The sequence below is a fragment of the Bdellovibrio sp. MYbb2 genome, assembly GCF_056175685.1.
This window is the reverse complement of sequence record NZ_JBJKJI010000002.1, coordinates 170,463-193,923: the sequence shown is the minus strand read 5'-3', so window position 1 is coordinate 193,923 and position 23,461 is coordinate 170,463. Positions and strand designations below refer to the sequence as shown.

The following is a 23,461-nucleotide window of genomic DNA, read 5'->3' as shown; positions in this document are numbered from 1 at the left end:
AGGCATGCGGGCAAGGTTCGGGAATGATTTACAGGGATGTGTTCAGGCGGAACGCGAAGTCAAAAGAGTTTTTGTCAGATGTACGGTTCACCATGGCGGTGTGAGCGCTGACTTCAGCCCCCAAAGACAGGTGCTTGTGCACTTGAGCCATAAAGCCTGTGGAAACAATCAGGGACGGTGTTGTTTCATTAACACTAATACCTTTGGACGAGTCGCTGAAGCGCAGGAAGCGGTTGGAAAGACCCGAGCTGATGGAATAAGACCAGATGCTTTCCAGGCGGTTGGTGTAACCGATTTTCAGATCCAGTTCGCGCAAAGTGAATTCTTCGCTGCCGGAAGAGGATACACCATAGTTCTTAAAGACACCTTCAGAGTACCAGTTCGGAGAAAACAGATCCATCCCCAGAGACAACTGAATGCCGTTGGTGTGACGGTTGAAGTTCTGATTGTTGGCGGAGATATTGGTGAACGAATTGGCATAGCCAATACCCGCGTGCAGGCGAACGTCATCAAAAGAACTCGTGGAGCTTTGGGTCACTTTTTGCTTTTTGGCGCTCAATTCATTGAGCAGGTCCTCATAGCTGACCTCTTCGTACTCGGAATTGCCGGCAGCGGCCTGGACCAAGGTGGGAGCGGTAAAGAGGGAAGCGGCGATCAAAGCGAACTGAATTGTTTTAATGATTTGCATACCCCATTCTATCAAGGCTTTGTCATTTTTCAAAAATTGATCTTTCGTTCTGGACCTTGTCTTTGGCAAACTGATTGTATGTTGTCGTTCTTTAAGACTCGTCATAACTGCTATTGTGCCTTCTGTAAAAGCCCCCGCCGTATTTATCGTCGCAAGAATATTTCACTGATGAATATTCTGGGCAGTGCCTTGGCATCTGTGGTGATTATGTTCGCGTTGTGGCAGCAGTATGATCCGCGTGTGATGGTGGCCTTTGTGGTGTGTCTGGCAATTTCCGAAGTCTTCGTGAAAATCCGCTGGAGACTGTCCGTGGTCTGCCGTGTGTGCGGGTTTGATCCTGTTCTTTATCTGAAGGCGCCGGAGCAAGCTGCAAACAAAGTGAAAGAGCAGCTGGATATTCGCCGTCAGGATCCTAAATATCTGCTGGCAAAACCTCTGAATTTGCCCGCAATTCCCGCAGACAAAGCGAAGGCCCTTCAGGATAAGGGTAAAGGTCGCTTGGTATCGCGTTCAATTTGATCTAAAGATTGCAAGTCGGGGCTCTTTGTGACAGCTTAGAGCCATGAAAAATCTGGTCGTAATTCCTACCTACAACGAAAAAGAAAACATTCAGGCGATTGTGCCTGCTGTATTGGCGCAGAACCTGGGCGTCGAAATTCTGGTTGTTGATGACAACTCTCCGGATGGCACAGGTGCCATTGTTCGTGAAATGCAAAAAAGCATGCCGCAACTTCATATTCTTTCCCGTCCTGGCAAACAGGGTTTGGGCAAGGCTTATATCGCGGGCTTCCGCTGGGCCATGGATCATGGTTTTGAAGGCATTATCGAAATGGATGCAGATTTTTCTCACCGTCCCGAGGATCTGGGGCCTTTGATCAAGACGATGGAAGCCAATGATTTTGCCGTGGGTTCCCGCTATGTGGATGGTGGCCGCACGGTGAACTGGGGTTTGATCCGCAAGATCATTTCCCGCGGTGGCGGCATCTATTCCCGCATGATTCTGGGCTTCCCGTTGAATGACTGGACAGGTGGTTTCAACGCCTGGAAAAAAGAGGTTCTGCATGGGATTGATCTTTCCACGGTTGAATCCAACGGTTACAGCTTCCAGATTGAATTGAAATACAAAGCATTGAAAAAGGGTTTCAAAGGGGCGGAGTCTCCGATTGTCTTTGAAGACCGTCGTGTGGGCCAAAGTAAAATGTCTCTGAAAATTGTACTTGAGGCTTTCTATCGTGTCTGGCTTATGCGCTTTAAATAGGGCAGCCCTGCTGCTCTTGATGTTCTTTCTTTTTCCTGTCAACTTGTGGGCGCAGGCCCAGCAGGCGACGGTGATTCTGGATGGCGCCCTGGTGTATCAGGACGCCGACTTTGATGCGCCGGTGATCACCACTTTGAAAATCGGCTCTGTTTTTAATATCTCCACAAACAAAAAAGGTCCGTTCTATAAAATCCGTCTGAAACCCGGTCATCTTGGGTGGATTTCTGATACGGATATCAAGCCGGGGATTATTAAAATTCCCAAGCCAGAACAGACCAAACTGAGCGAGCCGGAAAAAGAAAAAAAGAAACGACCGTTCTTCGCCAGCCGCTATCGCGGCCCGGTTCTGCAAATGACGAATTTCACCGAAGACACTTTGGGTGAAGAGCGCACCGACAGCCTGTTGTTCTATGGTGTGAAGTTTAACGGCTTCAACACACTTTTCAGTGGCGAGATCTACACCGACGCCAATATTTTATTCCATTTCGGTGCGCCTTCGTACTACGAGGACTACACCAAAAAAGCTGCTGACGGTTTTATCTTCATGACGGACTTCACTTTTCAGACAGTGATCCCTCAGGGCAAAAATTTTATTTACTACTATGGTTTCGGTCCGATGTTTAAGTACTCGCACTTCAATATCGATGTGCCCAGCGATGGCTCGACACTCAGTTATTCGGCGGATGACATGACTTTGGGTGCGGTGATCGACCTGGGAATCGGGGCCCGCCTGGGCAGTATGTCGCTTAGAACCAACGCAAAATACTACTGGGAACGAACCAAATACTTCGCTTTCGGCCTGAATCTGGGCTGGGACTTCTGACGCACAGCTTCGGAAAAACTTAGGTGGGCCCTCCTGTGGAGGGTGCCTAAGAGGTAGCTTTTGTGGAAGCGTGGTGTTATGAAGGCGCTTCTTAGAGGGGGCTCTTCGTGCGTATTTTGTCTGCATTGTTTTTTGTCATTCTTTTCAGTTCTGTTTCTTTTGCGGGTGGGGACATTGAGCCTTACTTCGAAGCCTTGAAAAACTCGGGCGCGAATTTCGAACCTGATGGCACTGTGTGCGAAGAAATTGCCCGCCTTGATGTTACTAAAGAATTTGGTGATGCCTATGAAGTGACCACGGGCGTGGAATACAGCCTGGGTGATGACACTTTGGGCGAGCTTGATGTCGTGGTATTTGAAAAATCCACGCATAAAGTCGTTCTGGTGGCCGAGGTGAAGTGCTGGAAGAATCTGCAGCAGGCCATGGACAAGCTGAAAGCGCAGCGCGACCGTTTTACATGGAATTTGACCAAACACGCCCGTCGCATTCAGTTTCAGGCGGACACGGGCCTGAACTTCCGTGTGGAGGACTTTCAGGGGCCGTTCAAATTCCGCGCTATTTCTCAGTTTGGAGGTCTTAAAAAGGGCTTCGATCAAGAGATCCAGCTGACCCTGACTGAGGTCAAACAACTGCGCTCTAAACTGCTGAAATGTCAGGCTTGGGGCGAGTGTCTGCGCCCACAATAGTCCTTTGACTTGAGGGGGGAGCTCATGCAAATTCCCCCTATGTCGATCCAGATTTTATCCCCTGAAGTTGTTGACCAAATCGCCGCTGGCGAGGTGGTGGAGCGTCCTGCTCATCTAGTCAAAGAACTTGTGGAAAACAGCATCGATGCCGGCGCAACCCGGGTGCATGTCGAATTCTATGACGGTGGCCGCATCGTAAAGGTGATCGACAATGGCAAGGGGATGTCCCCGGAAGATCTGCCAAAATCTTTGGAACGATTCGCGACCAGCAAAATTTCAAAAACCGATGACTTGTGGAGCCTGCGCACCTTCGGCTTCCGCGGCGAGGCTTTGGCCAGTATCGCGTCGGTCAGCAAACTGACGCTGACTTCGCGTCGTGCCGGGGACGAACAGGCCCATCAGCTGATCAGCGAGTACGGAAAAAGAAAAGAGATCGACAAAGTCGGCGGCTCGCAGGGTACGACCATCCTGATTGAAAATCTTTTCGACAACACTCCCGCGCGTTTGAAATTCCTGAAATCAGATTCGGCAGAAAACTCGGCGATCAAAACCACTTTGAAAGCCATGGCGTTGTCACACTTTGACGTTGAATTCCGCATTCAGGAAAACGGCAAGCTTGTGGCCTTCTGGCCGGCGTGCAAATCCCGCAAGGACCGTGTTGAACAAATTCTTGAAATCAAACCTCTGTTCGAAGGTGAAGCGTCCCGCGAAAACGTGAAGGCTTACGCCGTGTTTGCAGATCCTCATAACGTCGCCAAAACCTCCAAGAACATCTGGTTGTTTGCGCAAAACCGCTGGGTTCAGGATCGCAGTCTGCAGGCGGCCGTGAACGAGGCTTACCGCAGTCTTTTGATGCACGGAGAATATCCGATCGCTGCGGTGTGGGTGGAAGTGGATCCAGACTGTGTGGATGTGAATATTCATCCGACAAAATCCCAGGTGAAATTCCAGGATCCGTCACTGGCGTTCCGTGCGGTGGCAGCAGCTTTGCGTGGCACGCTGGAACAAGCGCCATGGATCAAGCGCTCGGATGTGCCAACTCAGAATGTGACCATGCCGCTGGTGCAGAATTCTGCTGAAGAATTCAAATCCACCGACGGGTTGCCAAACTTTGCATCGCAACCCATGCCCCAGCAGAATCTGCGTTTCCAGGACAATTCTTTGGAAGTAACGCAGTTCCAGAAAAAAGAATTCAGTTTCCCGGCGTCCAGTTTTCCGGTCTCATCAGTGCAGCAACCGCAGAGCACTTATCAGGCGCTGGCTGAATCTGCAGCTCAGCGTGAAGGTTTTGCGCCCAAATCTGAAGAAGCGCCGCTGGGTTACTGGTCTTCTCTGGAAGTTCTGGGGCAGGCGAATTTGACTTACATCGTGACTCAGGCCCGCGACAAGCTGGTGTTCGTGGATCAGCACGCCGCTCATGAACGCGTGGTGTTTGAAAAGCTGATGACGGCCTGGAAGGGGGGGAAGGTTGATATTCAAGACTTCCTGTTCCCATTGGCGATTGATATGTCTCCGGAAAAAGTGGAAGGTCTTTTGACCATGGCCAAAGAGATGGAACGCCTGGGCGTTTTCATTGAAGCTTTGGGGCCGGGCACTGTCGGCGTGAAAGCGGCCCCGTTGATGATCAAAGAATCCAGCCTTAGCGGCGTTCTGGATAAAATGGCCACCGAGATCGTGGATCAGGGTGGCAGTTATTCTTTGGAAAGAACGGTGGGTGACATCTGTGCCACGATGGCGTGCCATTCTGTGGTTCGTGCGGGGCAGTCGCTCAGCCCGGATCAGATGCGCAGTCTTTTGCGTGATATGGATATGTTCCCGCTATCAAGCTTCTGTCCTCACGGTCGTCCGGTCAGTGTCGAATATCCGTACTACAAACTGGAAAAAGATTTCGGACGAATTGTTTAATGACGAAGAGGCATGTGATTTTTGTAGTCGGCGCCACGGCCACCGGTAAATCCGAGTGGGCTTTGAGGCTTGCTCAAGACAATAACGGCGTCATCGTCAACTGTGATTCGGTTCAGCTGTATAAGAAACTTGATATCGGTTCGGCAAAGCCCAGCAAAGAAGAACAGGCTCTGGTGCCGCACTATCTGCTGGATTACGTAAATCCGCCGGCGGAAATGACGGCCGGAACTTACTGCCGCGATTTTTACGATATACTTGAAACCATTCCGGTGGAAAAGCCCGTGTTTGTGGTGGGTGGTACCGGATTCTATTTCATGGCCATTGAAAAGGGTATGTATCCGGTGATCCCGGTTCCGGCAGAAATTCAGGCCCAAGTGGAGTCTGAGCTTGCAACCGAAGAGGGCGCCATCCGCCTGCATGCCGAAATGATGAAGGCCGATCCAGAATATGGCGCCAGGATTCATCTGGCAGATCGTTATCGTATCGGGCGGGCGATTGAATTGATTCGCAGTCAGGGAAAAAGTGTCACGCAGATTCAGGCTGAATTTGAATCCCAGCGAAAACCATTCCCGTTTCCGTTGTTGAAGATCGGTCCGAATTGGGATCGCGAAGTGCTGCGTGCCCGGATCGGGCAGCGCGTGGAAAAGATGCTCGCTGCGGGTTTGGTGGCAGAGGTGCAGGGGCTTCTCGATGAAGGTCTGGCTTCCTGGGCGCCAATGAGCAGTGTGGGCTATAAAGAGACACTCGAATACCTGCGTGGAGAGATGAGTCTTCCGCAGCTGCAGGAACAGATCACGACAAACACTCATCAGCTCGCCAAAAGACAGAGAACCTGGTTTCAGCGGGATAAGGACATTCAGTGGTTCGACGGAGCCTCGGGTTTTACTGAGGCACGAAGCGTGGTCGAGAAATTTCTCAAACCTTGACCCTGATTCGGTGGAAAGCCGAGAATAGAGGTACTTATGAAAAGCATGACTGGCTACGGCACCGCAAGAGTTCAGACTAAAGACGTCACTGTGGAAGTGAGCATCCGTTCCGTGAACGGACGTTTCCTGGAGCCACGTTTTCACCTGCCGCGTGAATTTGTTTCTTATGAAGGGGAGTTGAAGAAATTCCTGAGTGGCACCCTTCATCGTGGCACCGTGGATGTTTTTGTTTCCCGCCGAGTGAAGAACACGGCCAGCAAAGCCCAGATGACGGTGAATGATGCTTTGGCCAAGAAATACATGAGCGCTTACAAGCATCTTTCCAAAGAGTTGGGCGTGCCCTTTAATGTGCACCTTGAGGTTGTGGCAAGACTGCCTGAGATCATCAAAGTTGAAGAGACCTATGAGTTGTTCAGCGGCGAAGACAAGATTCTGAAAAAGGCATTCACGGAAGCCTGTTCCAATTGTGACAAGGAACGCGCCCGCGAAGGCAAATCCCTGCAAAAGGATCTGCAAAAGCTGTTGGTGTCTTTAGAGAAACAAGTGAAGATTATCAGTGAGTTGCGTGGCGAAGCCAATGCGCAACTTCAGGAGCGCTACGAGCAGAAGGTTCGTGCGCGCCTTAAGGGCAATGAAATTGATTCGGCCCGTTTGTCTCAGGAAATCGTGATTCAGCTGGAAAAAGCCGATATCAACGAAGAGCTGAGCCGTCTCGCGGAACACATCAAGAACTACCGCCAGCTGGTGGGGTCGGTGACTGCTGAGGGTAAAAAACTGGATTTCTATACTCAGGAATTGCTGCGTGAGGTGAATACCATCGGTTCAAAGTCTCAGGTAGCCAAGATCACTGCGGCTGTGGTAGAAGCAAAAACCCTTATTGAAAGACTTAGAGAACAGGTTCAAAACGTTCAGTAATTATGAAAACGCGCATGATTATCGTCGCCGCTCCAAGTGGCGCAGGAAAAAGCAGCTTTGTCGAAAGGATCACCCGGGAGGATTCCCGATTGGTGGATATCGTCACTTTCACAACGCGCTCTATCCGTCAGGGCGAGACGGCGGGTCTGCAGTACAACTTCATTGATCACGCGGATTTTGAACAAAAGATCAAAGAGGGCTTCTTTGTGGAGTGGGCGAAGGTTCACACCAATTTCTATGGAACCTCATATTCGTCCCTGGAAACAGCCTGGAATCAGGGTAAAACTGCCATTATGGACATCGACATCCAGGGCGTGGCGACCTTTAAATCCAAGTTCCCGGACGCTAAAACCGTCTTTATCCATCCTCCGAGTATTGACGAGCTGCGTCGTCGCATTGAAAAGCGCGATGGCAAGGTCCCTGCGGACATTGAAGTTCGTATGGCTAATGCCGAAAAGGAGATCCTTGAGGCTTCCAAGTTCGATTATCAGATCGTCAACGACGTGTTTGATAAATCCTATGGGGAATTTAAGAAAATCGTTGAAGATTTGCTAGCTTAGCTGTAATTTGGCCTGATCTATTTGCTGGAGGCGTAATGGCTCGTGTAACCGTTGAAGATTGCTTGGAAAAAGTACCTAACAGATTTGCCCTTGTTTTGATGGTTGCAAAACGTGCGAAGCAACTTCTGAAAGGTGCAGAAGCGACTGTTTCCACTCGTAGCAACAAATACATCGTAAGCTCTCTTCGTGAAGTTGCGATGGGCAACGTGGGTTACCAGGAAAGCCTGGATGCCAACGAGGCTATCCGTCAGATCGAAAAAGATCTGAACAAGTAATCACATTAAAAGGCGAAAGCCGCTTGCATGTGAACCCAATAAAGGGAGGCGAAAGTCTCCCTTTATGCGTTTTCTGGACGCCTGTAAATCTTCGTTGGACACCCCTCTGGGGTCAGGTAAGCTATAGGGAATATGTTTAATTTCCTGAAAGAGGATGGCTTAACCAACAAGCCGGTCAAAACAGTCGACGATCTGCTGGCACGCATTCGAATCTATTATCCGAATGCGGATCTCAAAATTATTGAGAAGGCCTATTCATTCTCAGAGAAAATGCACGAAGGACAAATCCGCCGAAGCGGTGAGCCTTACATTTCTCATCCTCTTTCTGTTGCCGCTATCCTGGCGGACTTCCACCTGGATCTGGACACCATTGCCACGGGTCTTTTGCATGACACCGTTGAAGACACGGCCGCGACGTTGGAAGACATCCGCACCGAGTTCGGTGATGTGATCGCGCACCTTGTGGACGGGGTGACCAAGATCGGTCAGATGAAATTTAAAAACAGCCACGAAAAGCAGGGTGAAAACATCCGCAAGATGATCGTGGCCATGGGTAAAGATGTGCGTGTCGTTCTGGTGAAGCTTGCCGATCGCCTGCATAACATGCGTACGCTGAATTTCATGCCCTTTGAAAAACAAGAGCGCATCGCTCTTGAGACTTTGGAAATTTATTGTCCGCTGGCAGGGCGCATGGGTATCAGCGCGCTGAAGATTGAACTGGAAGACCTTTGCTTCCGTTACTATCGCCCGGACATGTACTATGAACTTGTCCAACAGATCAAAAAGACTGAATCAGAGCAGAACCGCTATATCGATGAAGTAAAAGTGCTTATCGGTAAAGAGCTTAACAAAGCCGGTTTCCGCTATGAAGTGTATGGACGTTCGAAGCACTTGTGGTCCATCTACAGAAAAATGCAATCCCGTAACATCGACTACGATCAGGTTTACGATGTTCTGGCGTTCCGCGTGCTGGTTGAATCCGTGGCGGAATGTTATGCGGCACTGGGTTTGGTCCACTCGTTGTGGAAGCCGATCCCGGGTCGTTTTAAAGACTTCATCGCCATGCCCAAGGCCAATAACTATCAGTCCCTGCACACCACTGTAATGGGCCCCGGTGGGGAGCGTATCGAGATTCAAATCCGTACCAGCGAAATGCATCTGGTTGCGGAAAAAGGTATCGCCGCTCACTGGAAGTACAAAGAGCGCGGCAAGATGGTTGATGACAGCGATCTGCAACAGGCCAACTGGCTGCGTGATCTGGTGTCATGGCATCAGAACGTGCGTAATCCAGACGAGTTCCTGGATACAGTAAAAACGGATTTGTTCGAAACTGAAATTTACGTTTTCACTCCGACCGGAGACGTGCGTGAATTCCCGGAAGGCGCCACTCCGGTGGACTTCGCCTTTGCTGTGCACACGGAATTGGGGAACCGCATTGTCGGCGCCCGCGTGAACGGCAAAATGGTGCCGCTGAAATATCAGCTGCAAAACGGGGACACGGTGGAAGTTGTCACTTCCAAAACCCAGGTGCCTTCCAAGGACTGGTTGAAGTTTGTTGTTACCAATAAAGCCAAATCCAAAATCCGCGCCTTCGTTAAAGAAGAACAGCGCCGTCGTGCGATCATGCTGGGTAAAGAGCTGGTGGAAAAAGAATTCCGCAAGTTCGGCATGGCTGCAGTGAAGTACCTGAAAGGCCCGGCCTTTGAGACTTATCTGAAGGACCACGGCCTGGCGGATTTGGATGAGTTGTACGTGACCGTGGGTTACGGAAAACTTGAAACGCGCATTCTGGTGGAAAGACTTTCCCCGGAAAATATCGCCAAGGAAGCGGCCAAAACCGAAGACTCCACCTTTATGGAAAGAGTCATGCGTGCCGCGACTCAAAAAACGCGCAAGACCAATTCCCTTATCAGCGTTGATGGTATGGATGACGTGCTGGTGCACTATGCGAAGTGCTGCCATCCGATTCCAGGGGATCCGATCGTGGGCTTTATCAGCCGTGGCCGGGGTATTTCCATTCATCGCAGTGACTGTCGCAAGGCTTTTGAATTCGATCAGTTGCGCAAAGTCGATGTGGCCTGGAACGTGAAACAAGCCGGAGAAGGTCAGGAGCGCATCGTGCGCCTGAAGATTATTTCTCAGGACGTGCCAGGATTACTGAAGCTGATGTCTGAGGCCTTTGCTCAGCAGGGGATCAACATTCAGTCCGCCCAAATCCGTACGACCAAGGATAAAAAAGCCGTGTGTAACTTCGAGGTCAGCGTTCAGAACGCCAGCCAGTTGAATCAGGCGGTCTTTGAAATCCAGAAGATCAAGGGGATCATTGGGGTCACCCGTGTTATTCACTAACATCAGGAAGAATCTTCATTTCCTGATGGCTCTGGCAGTGCTGGGTATCGCTTCCATCGTGATTTTCGGATGGATTCTGCGGGACCCGGCAATCATTCAAATTCGCTCTGACTTTGCCCCGATGGTGATCAACACTGCGCTGGGGCTTGCGGCATTGGCGATCTCCATTCTTTTCTCTGACAGCCGTTTTAAAAGCATTTCCATTTATGCCTCGATCTTTGCGGTGGCTCTGGCAGCGGTGAACCTGACGCAGTTTTTGACCGGTGTTGATCTGGGAATAGATCAGGTCCTGGTGCAGCCATTTTATAACCTGGGGGTCAGTTCGCCGGGCCGCATGTCGGTCAGTACTTCGGTGTGCATGCTGTTAATGGGTGTGATGGGGCTGGTGTCCGGAAAATCCTATGCTCATCGCATGGTGCGCATCACGGGAAGTTCGTTGGTGCTGGGTTTTGCGATCCTGGGCTTTTTCGGGTACTTCCTGAATTTCAGTTCTGAATATGGCTGGGGAACTCATTCCCGCATGGCGATTCACACATCACTGAGTTTCATGCTGCTGGCTGGGGCGAAAATTGTGCGCCTGGGGCGTGCGATCAAAGAAGAAGACAACGCGCAGTCGGCCGTAGTGCCAATGTATGTAGTGATGATTGGTGTTCTGATCGCTGTCGGGATCTGGCAGCTTTTGCTTTTGAAAGATATTGAGCGCAATCGCAGTGTCACGCAATCCCGCGCAGAAAGCTTCCGCGCCAAACTTGACGGGACTTTCATTCCGCTGGAAAAAGCCTTGCAACAGATGGCCCGTCGCATGGCTGTTGGGGCCTATCGTGACGAGCACGTATGGTCCATGGATGCCCAGTTTTACTATGAAGAATTCAAAGGCATCCGCCGTATTGCCTGGGCTGATCAGAACCTGATGCTGCGCTGGTTGTATCCCATGGATAAGTTCAGCCGCGATATTCGCAACACGATGATGGGTCGTTCAGAAGAGGTCCGCCGCAGTCTGGATTTGGCACGTCAGACCCATGAATCGCGTATTTCCCGTGTGATCGAGATGAAATCCGGTGGCCGCGGTTTTGCCATGCTGGTGCCGGTTTATAAAAATTCGGCCTTTATTGGAATGCTGAGCGCCGGAATTGATATTCGTGCGTTTCTGGATCGCTTTGCGCGCATCGAGGGCTATCATGTGGCCCTGTATGAAGAAGGGCAGGAGATCTATCGAAGTACCGAGTGGGACCCTGTTTTGTCCCGCGACTGGGTGACCCGCATTCGTTATAGCAATATGGGTGTGGACTGGGAGATCGCTTTCACTCCATCCAGCGGGGTTATCCGCAGCAATACGTCTGCGGTGCCTTCGGTGGTTTTGGTCTTTGCAGTGGGATTGTTTGTGCTGCTGGGACTGGCGCTAAGTTTCTTTGGCCGGGCGGAAGAACTTCGCCGCCGGGCTCGCGCCATGGTGGACTGGAAATCCGCGGCAATGGATGCCACACCATTGATGATGATCTCGTTTGATGAAAACGGGATTGTGCGGGAAATGAACCGTTCCGCGGAAGAAATGACCGGCTGGAAAGCCGAAGAACTTGCCGGCAAAGAGCATCCCTTTATTTTCCATGACCGTCAGGATGTGGAACTCATGCGCTTGAAACTGGAAGGGGTCTTGAATCGTCCGGTCGGACTGGGAGTCGAATTTATTGACGCCATGTTTGAAGCCGGATTCAACGCCGCTTCCGAGTGGGTGTATGTGCATCGTTCGGGCAGCCGCTTCCTGGGACAGCTGTTTATCGGAAAAGTCATCAATGAAAACGGGCACACCACGGGCTATCTGGCGGTGGTGGAAGACGTCACGCAAAAACGCCAGCGTGAAAAGCAGATCAAAGAACAAGAAGACAAGATCATCGCCAGCGCGCGCCTGGCTTCCCTGGGTGAAATGGCCGCTGGGATCGCACACGAGATCAACAACCCTTTGACTATCATTAACGGTCACGTGGGTGTGTTACGTCGCTTGCTGGGGGCTCGGGGGCTTGCCGCGGATCTTGAAGTGCAAAAACGGGTGGAGGTGGTTGAAAGCACCACTCAGCGTATTGCCAAGATTGTCAAAGGCCTGCGCTATTACGCTCGTGAATCAGATCACGGGGACATGGAATGGGTGACTGTGGATGCGATCATTGATGACACTCTGGCATTTTGTTCGGACAAGTTCCGCCATGAAGGGGTGGATCTGATAGCGCGGCTGGAGCCGAACCTGAAAGTGTTCGTGCGGCCTTATCAGATTTCCCAGGTGCTTTTGAATCTTTTGAATAATGCGGCAGACGCGGTCCAGTCTGTCGGCACCCGCAAAGTGGTGGTGGAAGCCAAAGCCGTCCGCGACGGGGTCGAGATTTCAGTTTCTGATTCCGGTCCGGGTGTTCCGGCCTTCTTGCGTGAAAAGATCATGGAGCCGTTCTTTACGACCAAAGAAGTCGGCAAGGGCGTGGGGCTGGGACTTAGCATTTCTGAAGGGATCGTGCGATCCCATGATGGAAAATTCTATCTTGATGAAGAAGCCAAACAAACCCGGTTTGTCGTCTGGCTTCCGGTGAGACCGTAATTACCAGAAATAATTCAGACGCAGGCCCAGTTCACGAGGTGAGTTGACCTGGTTGTAGCTGACAGACTGACCGCCAATAGAGCTTGTGCGGTCATAGATCACATAGCGGGTATCAAGCACGTTGCGCACGTACAGATCCACATTCATGCTCCATGCAGCCAAAGAATACTGACCCAGCAGATCCAGATAGAACTGTTCAGGCGAGTCCATGGTATTTTCCGCATTGCCGTAAGATTTACTCAAGTATCTGAAGATACCTGCGGCATTCCAGTCCTGGCTGATCTGGTAGCCGTAAGAAAGACGGCCTGTCCAGTTTGGCGCAAACGGGAATTCATTGTCGGTATAGTTCTTGGTGCCATTCACAAAATCTTTGAAGCGGGTTTTTACGTAACCTGCACCAAAATTGAATTCATGACGGGACGCTGGTTTCCAGTTGATCTCGGCTTCGGCACCATACAGTTCCGAGCTGGCAGCATTGACCACTTGAGTGTCAAACGGGTCGTTCGACAACTGAACCATGACCTGCTGGTCTTTCCAGTCGGTATAGAACGCCGCCGAGCTGAAGTTCCAGTTGGAAGCGGCATATTTGTAAGACAATTCGTAGTTGCCGGTTTTTTCCGGATCGTAGGTGTCAACACGAACACGCTTACGGTTGATGGACAAACCACCTGTGCGGTAGCCCTCGGTGTAAGAAATCCCGTAGCTGTGCTGATCTTGAGTCAGCATGTAAGCCACTTTCGGAAGAAGGATCGAGTTGTTGTCCTCGTCTTCATAGCTGCCAGTCACGCTGTCCAGATAAGCGTCAACCACCGCATTGGTGCCGGCACCCAGGTTCTGTTTGCGGGTGGCACTGACGTCAGCTCCGTATTTGTTTTTTACGAACTCATAACGCAAGCCCAGATTGATGGACTGGTTTTCAGCGAATTTCCACAGGTAAGAATCAAACAAAGCAAACACCGTGCGGTACTTGTCAGTCACCTGGCTTGATGCAATCGGCGTGTAAACTGTTGCTGAAAGCGGGTACAGGATGTCGAAACGGGCATCGTCTTTCAGATAATAGTCATGCGCATGGAAGCCCAGGACATTTTTCACTTTTTCGTTCTGGAATTTCAAAAGGTTCTCAACGCTGACAAAGCGGTCGTTGTGCTCTTCCGTGCGAACGCCTGCGGTTGGGTTGGCAGTGCCGTCCGCATCGCTGGTTTCATCGTTTTTCGCCTGGGAGTAAGCGCCGATAACTTCATTCGTCCAGTTGTCGTTCAATTTGACGAAATAGCGCAGGCTTGTTTGCTGATTGCCGGTTTTGCTTTCAAAGTCCACGTCCTCGTTAACTTCATAGTCAAACGGGTTGGCACTTTGAACATAGTTTCCACCGGTTTCATTCTGGATGATTTTGGTGTTCCAGCGAACATAGTCAGTTTCGTTGATTTTGTAGGTCAGGTCCAGACCCAGGTGGTCTTTGGATTTTTTGCCCCATTTGTTGTTGTCAGTTTTGATGTTCTTGATGAAACCATCATCCTGCTCGTGGTTCACAGACACGCGGCTTAGAAGTTTTCCATCCAGCCATACGTTGTTGGTCATCACACCCGCTTCGATGCGGTTGAAGCTGCCATAGCCAAGTTTTGCTGCGCCTTCGGTCTGATCCGCAGGTTTGTTATGGAAAAGCAAAATACTGCCGGCCAAAGAGTTCACACCCTGAGTGGTGGACTGAGGACCGCGGTAAACTTCCGCCTGCTGGGAATCCCACAGATCAAAGCTGCCAGCCTTGATCGCAAGGTCGGTCTGGAAAACATCATCCACCAGGATAGAAGACAGATTGTCCTTTTGGAAGCCCGTCACGCCGGTGTTGTTCACACCACGGATGCTGAAGCTGTCGTCGTTTTTGTTGATGGAAACATTGGGAACCGCATTCAGGGCCTGGATGGAATCGGACTGAATCGGAGAGTCCAGTTCGCGGCTGGGAACAACGGAGATGCTCTCGGTGCTTTCCTGATAGGATTTGTTTTCTTTCGTCCCTTGTACTTGTACGGCTTCAAGAGTCGAGGACTCTTCAGGCTGGGAAGAAACCTCCTGGGAAGTTGCTTCAGCGGACGGAGTCTGGGCGTTCAGAATCAGCGGAAAAACGGTCAGAAGTGTGATGATGCGTTTCATTGTTTCTCTCTAGATGTAGGTAATAAAATTGGGAACAGCCTTCTCGATAGGGAAGATGCTTTTTTGTGTCAGATTATTGATGATGCGCGCGGATCTCCAGGCCATCAGACTGGTCTGCGGTTCGGAAATTCCGTGACCATGACGGCTGAAGTTCAGGGCAAAGATTTTGTTCTGCGCAGAGCCCTGCCAGGAAACCTGGAAGTCCTGATTCATCTGGAAGCGGCCATCCTGATCAAAATTAATCATCGGGCGCAGAGGATCAATCAAAGCCGGGATGTTCACACGGAAGCCCGTGCTTAGAACCACAGCGTCAGCCGCAGCCGTTTCAGATTGTCCGTTGAAGCCATTTTGGATGTGCAGTTTATAACGATCACCGATTTTCGCCATTTCAGTCACACGACGGAACGGCAGAATCTCGATTTCGCGTTTGTCGCCCCAGACATGTTTTAGCTGGTAAAGCTCTCGGTACAAAGTTTCCAGATACTCTGGAGTGTTCCCGTCGCTGGCCAGTTTTTGATATTTCACGATAGGATCTTTCTGATCCTGACCCAGTTGCAGGAATTCCTTCACGTAAGACGGTGTGAAGTATTCATTCACGAACGGGGAGTTATCCAGCGGCTCCAGATTCGGACGGCTGGCAATCAGTTTCAGGCTTCTTGGGTTGCCCCATTTCCCCTGAAGGCAGTTGCGGAAGATTTCAAGGCCGGTTTGACCACCACCCACGACAACAACATCTTTGTTGGTGGCATCAAGCAGTTTCAGATAGCTGGATTTGGCGTGGAAGACATCCGGGCCTTCCAGATCTTGTGCAAACTCTGGCAGGTGCGGGACAAGGCCCGTACCGATACAGATGTTCGTGGCCGTGAATGTTTCACCGTTGATAGTCAGTACGAACTTGCTGCCGTCATAGGTGACGGACTCGATGTCGCTGTCAAAGCTCAGGTGATCAGGCATATTCTGGCTGACCCACTGGCAGTACATTTCAAATTCACGACGGGTGATCGTCTGGCGTCCTGTGTTCAGGAACGCATAGAACAAACCCTTTTGAACCAGGAAGTTCATGAAGCTGAATGGGTTCGTGGGATCCGCAGCCGTCACCAGATCCTTCATGTAGGACGTCTGCATCTCAGAATCCGCGAACATAATTTCAGAGTGCCAGTCAAAGCGGTGCTTGCGATCAAAGAAGCGGAATTTCACATTCGGGGTTTTGCTTAGCAAAGCGGCCAGACTCAGGTTGAACAAACCAATGCCGATACCGATCAGATCATAGTGTTTGTTTTCGTTCATACGCGCCCCTTTTTCAGAGCCAAAGCCACTGGATTTTTCAGATCTTCACCCAGAATTGGCAATGGGCGCTCGGCAGAATCCGCATAGCCGATTTTGAAGCGGACTTTGTTCACCAATACGCGGTGGAAAGTGTCCTGAAGAAGGTCGATTTTGCCAAAATAGTTCAAAGCTCTGATCTCCGGATTTTTAGCCAGATAAGACTCTAAGGTCCTACCCAAAACGGCATAGAATTCAATCTCGGGATATGTATCGCATTCTTGCAAAGTTTCAGAGATAAAACGTAACACCGTTACTAAATGACCAGTCAAAAGATCATGAATCAGATAATGTCTCGGTAAACGGGTCAGATCGAAGCCGGAAAGAGAGCTGGAGTCATCACTCAGGCGCAGATCCCCCTGAAAATCTTTCAGGAAGACTCCAACGGGTGTGGAGTTTTTCAGACGGATGACCACGTTCTGTCCATGGGCCACCAGGCCGATCCCATAGCGGGCCTGCAGGTGGTAAAGCGGGATAAAGACCTTTTCAAAGTACTGGGAAAGCCACTGGCCAATATCCAATCCTGAGGCCTTGGCGTAAGCCCCCAATAGGGACTGCCCCTTGGCATCGCGATGAAACAGACTGCCCGCGATAATCGCGGTTTCGCCCTCAGCAAGGTGGAAGTCCGGACTTTGGCGCCACAATGCTCCCAACAGCTCGTTGTAGCGGTAAGGGGCCTGCTGAATCTGGCTATACAAGCCATGACCGACGGACAGGCCGGCTTTTTCTTCAAGCACGGTCACACCTGCTAGGATGCTGTCTTTTTGGCAAAGCTCGGTCAGAGCGGTGCTTAATGCCGGGCCTTGCTTCATGTACTTGCCCGGGATTCCGCGAATGGCGGACGTGTTCAGAATCGTGATCGGCAGCTTGATATCAAGCTTGCCGGGGCGGGTGATGTTGCTGAACGTGCGCAGACTGATCTGTGGCAGGTACTGATCCCCAAAGGCCCCCAGGAAGTGAATGTGGCCACAGGCCAGATCCGTTCCGTATTGAATTTTGATATAGCGTTCCCACTGCCACGGATGAACCGGGACAAAGTGGTACTCAGACTTTGAGACATTTTTAGCAGCCAGCTGCTTTTCAAAAGCTGTTTTGTCCGAAAGACATTCGTTCAAAATCGCGTCCCAGGAAAGAGGGGCATCCAGTCCTTCCAGGGTTTGGTTTTTGCGAACCGCCACCCAGTAAAACTGAACGGGTTTGGCGTTTTCCGGGCCATACAGATCCTGATCTGCGGCACTCCAGCCGATGCGGCCTTTATTCAGTAATATCTTAGGGTGACCTTTCAACAAGGTCTGAACTTTTTCGCCACTGAATGCGGTCATGTCGTCTGAAGACACCTGACGGTTCAGCTCCAGCACACGCAAGTCTGCGTAAAGGGTGTTGTGCATTTCTTCCAGAAAGTTCGCCAGGATGATGTCATCCATGCCGGTTTCTTGCTGGCAGTCGATAAAGAACTGTCCCGCACTTTCTGCGGCAACACCATTGCGGGTGATGGATGTGGAATCGACTTTCAGATCCGTCCAAAGACCGCGCCAAGCGCTGAATTTGTAAACGGTCTGATTAGCCAAGGTCAGTTCATAAGGGCCGACGACGGACTCATCCCGCGTGGTTGTGGCCACGGGGTTGATCACCTGTTCATAGGTGAGTTCCTGCAGACCTTTTGCGATCATCTGCAGATTGATGTCTTTCCAGTCGGCCAAAGAACTCATAGGTAACGTCCCCCGAAGAAAGCTTCACGACGGCATTCCAGCAAGGCCGCCCGTTTGTGAGGGAAGTCGAATTCTTTGAGTTTCTTCCACGCCGTAAATGTTTCCAGATACTTCAGAACATTGACGTTGTCTGAACGTGGTTCGGCCATGATTTTGCGTGTGCGAGGCTCTTCCAGGAACAGGTAATGGCAGACGGATTTCAAGATGGCATCGGTGTTGGCAAATCCCAGCACGCTGACATCGCCAATCAGGAAGTGGAAACCACGGTCAAAGGCTTCAGAATCATAGTAAGGACCCAGGCGGTCTTCTTTGGTCCAGTACATTTCAAAGTAACCTACAGGTGCGCCGTCGAATTCCAGAATCGTCGGGAACTGGTGGCCGTCTTTCAGACCCTTTGCAAGGTAATCACGCAGTTCTTCTTTGGGTTTGTCCAGCTCCCAGAATTTCAAAACGCGCGGCTGATTGTGCCATTCGTGGAAAATATCCAGATCTTTTTCGATATGCGCCACTCGGAAAGTCAAAACTTTGCCGTCAGCCAGTGTGCGGCGGTAAAGAATCTGACCTTCTGAAATAGCTGGACGAACCGGGTGAGCTACTTCTTTGGTGACGGTCCATTTTTCCGGAGTCAACGCTGTCAATCCGCTGTGAACCCAGATAGGGCGCAGTTGGAAGAAATCATCACGGGAAACTGCAAACGGAGACGCCGTCGCACCCACCAGGGTTTGCAGTTCCGGGTTGGAGTTGGTCACAGTCGCTGACTGCAAAGAAGTGTTTTTGTTAAAGAGCGCTTCCAGAATCGCCAAAGATTCCACAGCCGAAGCCGTTTCGGCAGTCAGGGTGGCTTTGTCGCCGTCGACAGAAACTTTGAAAGGAACTTGAACTTTGTCCGTTTTCAGAAGGCCTGTTGTGCCTTCGATTTGTACGTTAAAAGCCTGACCAGTGGCGCAGGCATAAGTGGAGAATTGGATGTTCATGACAGGGCTCCAGAGAAAGAAATAGGGTTGTCGATCAAATTATAAATAGCTAACGGGTTCGCCACAGTGTTTTCATTCAAGCTTTGCAGACTGCAAATGAAATTACCTTTTTGCCAGATGCGCGCATCTTTGGTCACATAATCCAGGAAACTTGTGTCCGGCAGATTTGGTTTGTACAGACCTTTGATGAAATCATTCATGTCGGCAGTCAACTGTGCTTCGCTGGCTCCTTCAGGGTGTGAAAGGGCCGCCAGAATATTCCAGGTTGAATTCACCAACAGATAGTAAGCAAAAAGAATATTGCCCTTGTTGTCCAGGATGTTGCCGTTTTCACGGGTCAGGCTTGCCACGTCTTTGTGATAAAGACTGTAGCCGTGTTCACTGTAGCCCGTACCCTGACAATCGCGGAAGTAAGCTTTGACTGGCAGATTATTTGAGATACGCAGGATCATATTCTGCTGATGCGCGCCCAGCAAAATACCGTATTGGCTTTGTGCCGTGATAAACGGCTGAAGCGCCACCTGCATATAGTGTTTAAACCACTCGCGGCTGGCGTCTTTCAGGTTTTTACCACTGGACTTGGCAAGGTTCTGCACCTGCTTCCAGATCAGGGTGTCGCCACCCAGCGGATTGTCCTGGGCCAGGGTGGAAACCACGATGTTTTCTTCGCCGGGAATCTCTTGTTGGAATGGATTTTCACGGCAGACCACGATGCTTTCGTTGATGACTTTGCCGTCAGCGGTTTTTAAAGCAGCGAAGGCCGGTTCAAAGATCACTTCAAATTGGGGGTTGTCGTTCAGGAATTTCTTTCCGACGGGGGTCGACATCACATCGTAGACCTGCAGGCCGCGCACGACTTCCACGTCCGTCAGGTGACGGATGGAATTGGTCAGTCGCACGGTCAAAGAAAACTTCAGCATGTACGGGCTGTGTGCTCCGTAGATAGAGCGCAAAGAAGACGTCGGGTGCCAGCTTTCATTGGAAACCGCGCCGCCATCCACAATCAGTCCTTGTTCAGCGTACGACTGAATTGCCGGGTGCTTTAGAAGATGCTGACGCTGCCAGGGATGTACCGGGAAGGGGATAAAGCCTTCTGGTACAGTTTCGGAACCTTCGGCTTGGAACAAACGAGTTGTCCAGTTCTTGGAGGCAAAAGTTTCGGCCGTTTGCACGTGCAGGACTTCGGGTTTTACAAAGAACCAGTGCAGCGGGAAGTGACCGCCCATTTCTGGTGAGTAAATCCCGAAATCACGATCATCAAAACCTTCGCGCATTTTTGGATACGGGTGGAAGTTGTGACCAATCATCAGGCCCTGTTCGGCTTCGATGAAACTGACCTTGCCGGAATAGATGTGCTCAATATCTTTTTCACGGGCTTTCAGGGAAAGCTCCATATTGTGCAGGCTGTTTTCCAGGCGTCCCATGAACAGGTCTTTTTTGGAAAGTTCCAGTTCCCAGTGTTTGCACAAGAAAGTCAAAAGCTCGTTCACGGCGTGGTTGAAATCAACCGATTTCAGTTCGGAACCCTGACGCAGATAGAATGTGCCCACATATTCGTGGCGACCCAGCAGGGATTTTTTGTTCAGCGGAATCAGAATCTCAAAGCCGTTTTTAAGATCCACAGAAATGACGTCCGTCTTTTCCGGGGTTGTTCCTGCTTCAAATGAAAAATTCTGATACTCCCTGAACAGGGAATTCATAAAGCAAGACACCGTGTGTTTCAAAGCCAGTTCGTTAAAATTATGCATAGACCGCCTCGCGACGTCTGTAAAGAAGGGCAATGTTCAGAGCCATGACCACAACCAACGCGGTCATCACACTTTCAATGCCGAAAAGATCCATTTTAAAAGTCAAAGCTGCCAAACCACCACCCAAGGTGTAACCCAAAGTGTTGGCAGCCGCTGCAAGCCCGGCACGACGGCCAAACTGCATCTCAGGTCCGCGTGTGGCCATCAAAGCCATATAGCACGGTGGAATCAGGGACAGCCCCACAGACAACAGAACAATTGCGATCCACAGCTGGGACCAGTCACCCAGATGACCCAGAATCAGGCTTGCCCCCAACAAGGTGGCAACCCCCACGATCATGGCGCCTTGCCATGGATTTTTGAAAAGCACTTTACCCAGGGCTTGAGTGATGACGGCCAGGATCGCACTGACCAAAAGCAATTTTGCCATCAGGACGCTGGAATCCACCGAAGTCAGGTCGAAAGATTTTTTCAAGATCGAAGCCAACGAGAAATTCAAAATGCCAACGAAGCTTGTGAACAAGATCGCCAACGAAAAGATGTCAGAGATATGGCGCAGGGCGGACTTCCATTCACTTAAAGAAATGCGCTCGGTTTTTGTGGTCTTCGGAGCTTCTGATTGAGTGATGCCAAATAGATTTAAGCCCAATACTACCAACGCCCACGCCGTCGTGCTTTGCAAAACCAGAAGCATGTTAGATCCACCACCCAAAAGCAGATACAGCGGTCCCAAGGCGCGGCCGACATTCAGGCTCATGGAATTGGACAACATGGATTTCAAAGGAGTTTGTTCCGGGTGCTGATCAATCTGCAAAGCCTGGGACACCGGCACGATCGCAGCGGCCGTCAGGCCGTAAAGCAGGCGGCTGCCCCATACGGCAAGCTCATTCACCCAGTGAGCACCCGGTGACATCAGCACAACGGTCAGAATAGCGGTGGAAAGAAACAGTCCCAGCATGCCGACGGACAAGACCTTCATGCGGCCCCAGGAATCACTGCGGGATGCCCAGAAGGGGCTGGACCACAGGAACAAAAAACTGCCCACACTGAAACTCAAGACCACAGATGAAATGCTCAAAGCCCCTTTTTCCGCGATGAACGGAATCAGGGTGAACGTCATCATCTGGATGGCACTGAAAGTGGTGGTGTTTAAATGTCCCAGGGCGCTCAGCTTCTTCATTGAGCTCCCTTTTTCAACCACGAGATCAGGAAGTAAACGACGATGGACACCGGGACAACAAGAGCAGCAACAAAAATTGTGTTCAGTGCCCCTTGAACCAGGAAGCTGCCGATAACAGCCGCGGTTGAAAACACGGACAGGATCACCGGTACGGTGTAGATTCTTTTAAACAAGGCACCTTTCCAAGGCTGCACCGAAGTGGCTTTGGCAGAAGCGGCGGGTGCTTTTTTGCGGCGACGGTTCCACCAGATGTAAATGCCTGACACCGGCATCACCAAAGAGGCCACGGACAGGATCACCCACAAAATTTTCAGGAACAAGCCGCCGTAATTTCCGAAATGCAAAGGTTCTGACAGCATGGCGACTTTCAGATACCACGGAAGCTCACGCACTTCGGTCAGCTCACCCGTGACGCCATCGATAATGACCAACTCCACCAGGCGCTCGGTCATCGGAGTGTTTCCATGCATCAGCACCATGAAGTGACCCGGAGGTGAAAATTGCGTGTCGGGGAACACCATAAAATCAAAAGTCGATTCCGGCAGAGCTTTTTGCGCAGACGCGATCACCTTGTCCAACGACGCCAGTGGAGCCTGCGGAGCTGTCGGGTACTGAACATTCAGCTTTTGCAGTTCGCTGTACTGGAAGACCTTGATCAGCGTGGAAGAAAAGCCCAGGAAAGATCCGGTCACGCCGATCATCAAGCTCCAGGCAAAAGCGGTCATGCCGATAAAGCGGTGCAAGTCACCCATGGTCGCGCGGGTGGAGCCGCGACGGACTTCCCCGAAGTTTGTTTTGCGCGCAAAGTTTCCATAGATGAAGAATCCGGAAATCAAAGTGAAGGCATACAGCACACCGATCAAACCGACATACAGCTTGCCGTTGGAACCCAGCAGAAACTCACGATGCAGACGCAGGATGAAGTCCATCACGCCATCAGATTTTTTCGGTGCAGCAACCTCTTCGCCTGTGTGCACGTTGAAATACACGCGGTGGGATTCGCGGAAAAGTTTTGAACCGTTGTTACCCATGCGCAGTTGTGCGACGTCGTGATCGGCCTCTTCAACGTTGAAGGACTGTGGGCGGTCGCCTGGGTATTTCAGCAGGATTTTTTCCAGGTGCGCATCCATCGCCGGAACGACTTCTGCGTGGTGTTCTTCGCCGTGGCCAGCGTTGCCTTCGATTTCGTCCTTCAGGATCAGGATGGTCCCGGTCAGGATCAAAACGAACAGGTGGACGGCGACAAAAATGCCCACATATATGTGGATTTTATAGAGAAATTTAAAAAACCGTCCGTTCACAAAACTTCCTGCGAATAAGAGTCATTTAGGGTCGGTTGGTTTTAATATGGGGCGCCAGAGGGGGCAAGTTCTGTGACTCAATGGAAGCGTATTGAGAAAATATTGGAGGGTC

Annotated in this window: 19 protein-coding genes; 11 read left to right on the top strand and 8 right to left on the bottom strand. The window is 50.8% G+C overall.

The window, feature by feature from the left end; translation table 11 throughout:
• Positions 1-28: 28 nt before the first annotated feature.
• Complete coding sequence (locus tag AC04MQ_RS10900) at positions 29-688, bottom strand: hypothetical protein (RefSeq protein WP_015090705.1); 660 nt, start codon at positions 686-688, stop codon at positions 29-31.
• Positions 689-766: 78 nt separating this feature from the next.
• On the opposite strand from AC04MQ_RS10900, the gene AC04MQ_RS10895 reads away from it, so the two are divergent.
• From AC04MQ_RS10895 to AC04MQ_RS10845, 11 genes are all read left to right on the top strand, one after another.
• Complete coding sequence (locus AC04MQ_RS10895) at positions 767-1,207, top strand: hypothetical protein (RefSeq protein ID WP_015090706.1); 441 nt, start codon at positions 767-769, stop codon at positions 1,205-1,207.
• A 43-nt stretch (positions 1,208-1,250) separates the two neighbouring features.
• Positions 1,251-1,946 carry a polyprenol monophosphomannose synthase gene (locus AC04MQ_RS10890; protein WP_015090707.1) on the top strand — a complete coding sequence of 232 codons (696 nt, stop codon included), beginning with the start codon at positions 1,251-1,253 and terminating at the stop codon, positions 1,944-1,946.
• A 19-nt stretch (positions 1,947-1,965) separates the two neighbouring features.
• Positions 1,966-2,769 carry an SH3 domain-containing protein gene (locus AC04MQ_RS10885; RefSeq protein ID WP_015090708.1) on the top strand — a complete coding sequence of 268 codons (804 nt, stop codon included), beginning with the start codon at positions 1,966-1,968 and terminating at the stop codon, positions 2,767-2,769.
• Positions 2,770-2,876: 107 nt separating this feature from the next.
• The gene (locus AC04MQ_RS10880) at positions 2,877-3,455 is read left to right on the top strand and encodes a hypothetical protein (protein WP_015090709.1); all 579 of its coding nucleotides are present in this window, start codon (positions 2,877-2,879) and stop codon (positions 3,453-3,455) included.
• A 24-nt stretch (positions 3,456-3,479) separates the two neighbouring features.
• The gene (gene mutL, locus AC04MQ_RS10875) at positions 3,480-5,360 is read left to right on the top strand and encodes a DNA mismatch repair endonuclease MutL (RefSeq protein WP_080602360.1); all 1,881 of its coding nucleotides are present in this window, start codon (positions 3,480-3,482) and stop codon (positions 5,358-5,360) included.
• Between the two features lie 14 nt (positions 5,361-5,374).
• Entirely contained in the window at positions 5,375-6,286 is a 912-nt protein-coding gene (gene miaA / locus AC04MQ_RS10870; protein ID WP_475392080.1) for a tRNA (adenosine(37)-N6)-dimethylallyltransferase MiaA, read from the top strand.
• 36 nt (positions 6,287-6,322) lie between these two features.
• A complete protein-coding gene (locus AC04MQ_RS10865) occupies positions 6,323-7,201 on the top strand; it encodes a YicC/YloC family endoribonuclease (RefSeq protein WP_475392079.1) in 879 nt (292 codons plus the stop codon).
• Between the two features lie 14 nt (positions 7,202-7,215).
• On the top strand, positions 7,216-7,761 hold the full coding sequence (gene gmk / locus AC04MQ_RS10860) for a guanylate kinase (protein WP_235046308.1): 546 nt from the start codon (positions 7,216-7,218) through the stop codon (positions 7,759-7,761).
• A gap of 35 nt (positions 7,762-7,796) precedes the next feature.
• Positions 7,797-8,036, top strand: coding sequence for a DNA-directed RNA polymerase subunit omega (gene rpoZ / locus AC04MQ_RS10855; protein ID WP_041577399.1), 240 nt, complete (start codon positions 7,797-7,799; stop codon positions 8,034-8,036).
• A 132-nt stretch (positions 8,037-8,168) separates the two neighbouring features.
• On the top strand, positions 8,169-10,385 hold the full coding sequence (locus AC04MQ_RS10850; protein ID WP_015090715.1) for a RelA/SpoT family protein: 2,217 nt from the start codon (positions 8,169-8,171) through the stop codon (positions 10,383-10,385).
• Positions 10,372-12,966 carry an ATP-binding protein gene (locus AC04MQ_RS10845; RefSeq protein ID WP_475392078.1) on the top strand — a complete coding sequence of 865 codons (2,595 nt, stop codon included), beginning with the start codon at positions 10,372-10,374 and terminating at the stop codon, positions 12,964-12,966. The genes AC04MQ_RS10850 and AC04MQ_RS10845 overlap by 14 nt, the downstream gene beginning before the upstream one ends.
• Here the strand turns inward: AC04MQ_RS10845 and AC04MQ_RS10840 are convergent, their stop codons facing one another.
• From AC04MQ_RS10840 to AC04MQ_RS10810, 7 genes are read right to left on the bottom strand one after another with little or no spacing between them, the layout of a single operon-like run.
• Positions 12,967-15,114 carry a TonB-dependent receptor gene (locus AC04MQ_RS10840; protein WP_475392077.1) on the bottom strand — a complete coding sequence of 716 codons (2,148 nt, stop codon included), beginning with the start codon at positions 15,112-15,114 and terminating at the stop codon, positions 12,967-12,969. It abuts the gene before it with no gap.
• A gap of 9 nt (positions 15,115-15,123) precedes the next feature.
• Positions 15,124-16,401, bottom strand: coding sequence for a lysine N(6)-hydroxylase/L-ornithine N(5)-oxygenase family protein (locus AC04MQ_RS10835; protein ID WP_015090718.1), 1,278 nt, complete (start codon positions 16,399-16,401; stop codon positions 15,124-15,126).
• On the bottom strand, positions 16,398-18,146 hold the full coding sequence (locus AC04MQ_RS10830; RefSeq protein WP_015090719.1) for an IucA/IucC family protein: 1,749 nt from the start codon (positions 18,144-18,146) through the stop codon (positions 16,398-16,400). The genes AC04MQ_RS10835 and AC04MQ_RS10830 overlap by 4 nt, the downstream gene beginning before the upstream one ends.
• Entirely contained in the window at positions 18,143-19,120 is a 978-nt protein-coding gene (locus AC04MQ_RS10825) for a GNAT family N-acetyltransferase (RefSeq protein WP_015090720.1), read from the bottom strand. Before AC04MQ_RS10825 ends, AC04MQ_RS10830 begins: the two co-directional genes overlap by 4 nt.
• The gene (locus AC04MQ_RS10820) at positions 19,117-20,868 is read right to left on the bottom strand and encodes an IucA/IucC family protein (RefSeq protein WP_475392076.1); all 1,752 of its coding nucleotides are present in this window, start codon (positions 20,866-20,868) and stop codon (positions 19,117-19,119) included. Before AC04MQ_RS10820 ends, AC04MQ_RS10825 begins: the two co-directional genes overlap by 4 nt.
• Positions 20,861-22,048 carry an MFS transporter gene (locus AC04MQ_RS10815; protein WP_015090722.1) on the bottom strand — a complete coding sequence of 396 codons (1,188 nt, stop codon included), beginning with the start codon at positions 22,046-22,048 and terminating at the stop codon, positions 20,861-20,863. The genes AC04MQ_RS10820 and AC04MQ_RS10815 overlap by 8 nt, the downstream gene beginning before the upstream one ends.
• Entirely contained in the window at positions 22,045-23,349 is a 1,305-nt protein-coding gene (locus AC04MQ_RS10810) for a PepSY-associated TM helix domain-containing protein (RefSeq protein WP_475392075.1), read from the bottom strand. Before AC04MQ_RS10810 ends, AC04MQ_RS10815 begins: the two co-directional genes overlap by 4 nt.
• Positions 23,350-23,461: the final 112 nt, after the last annotated feature.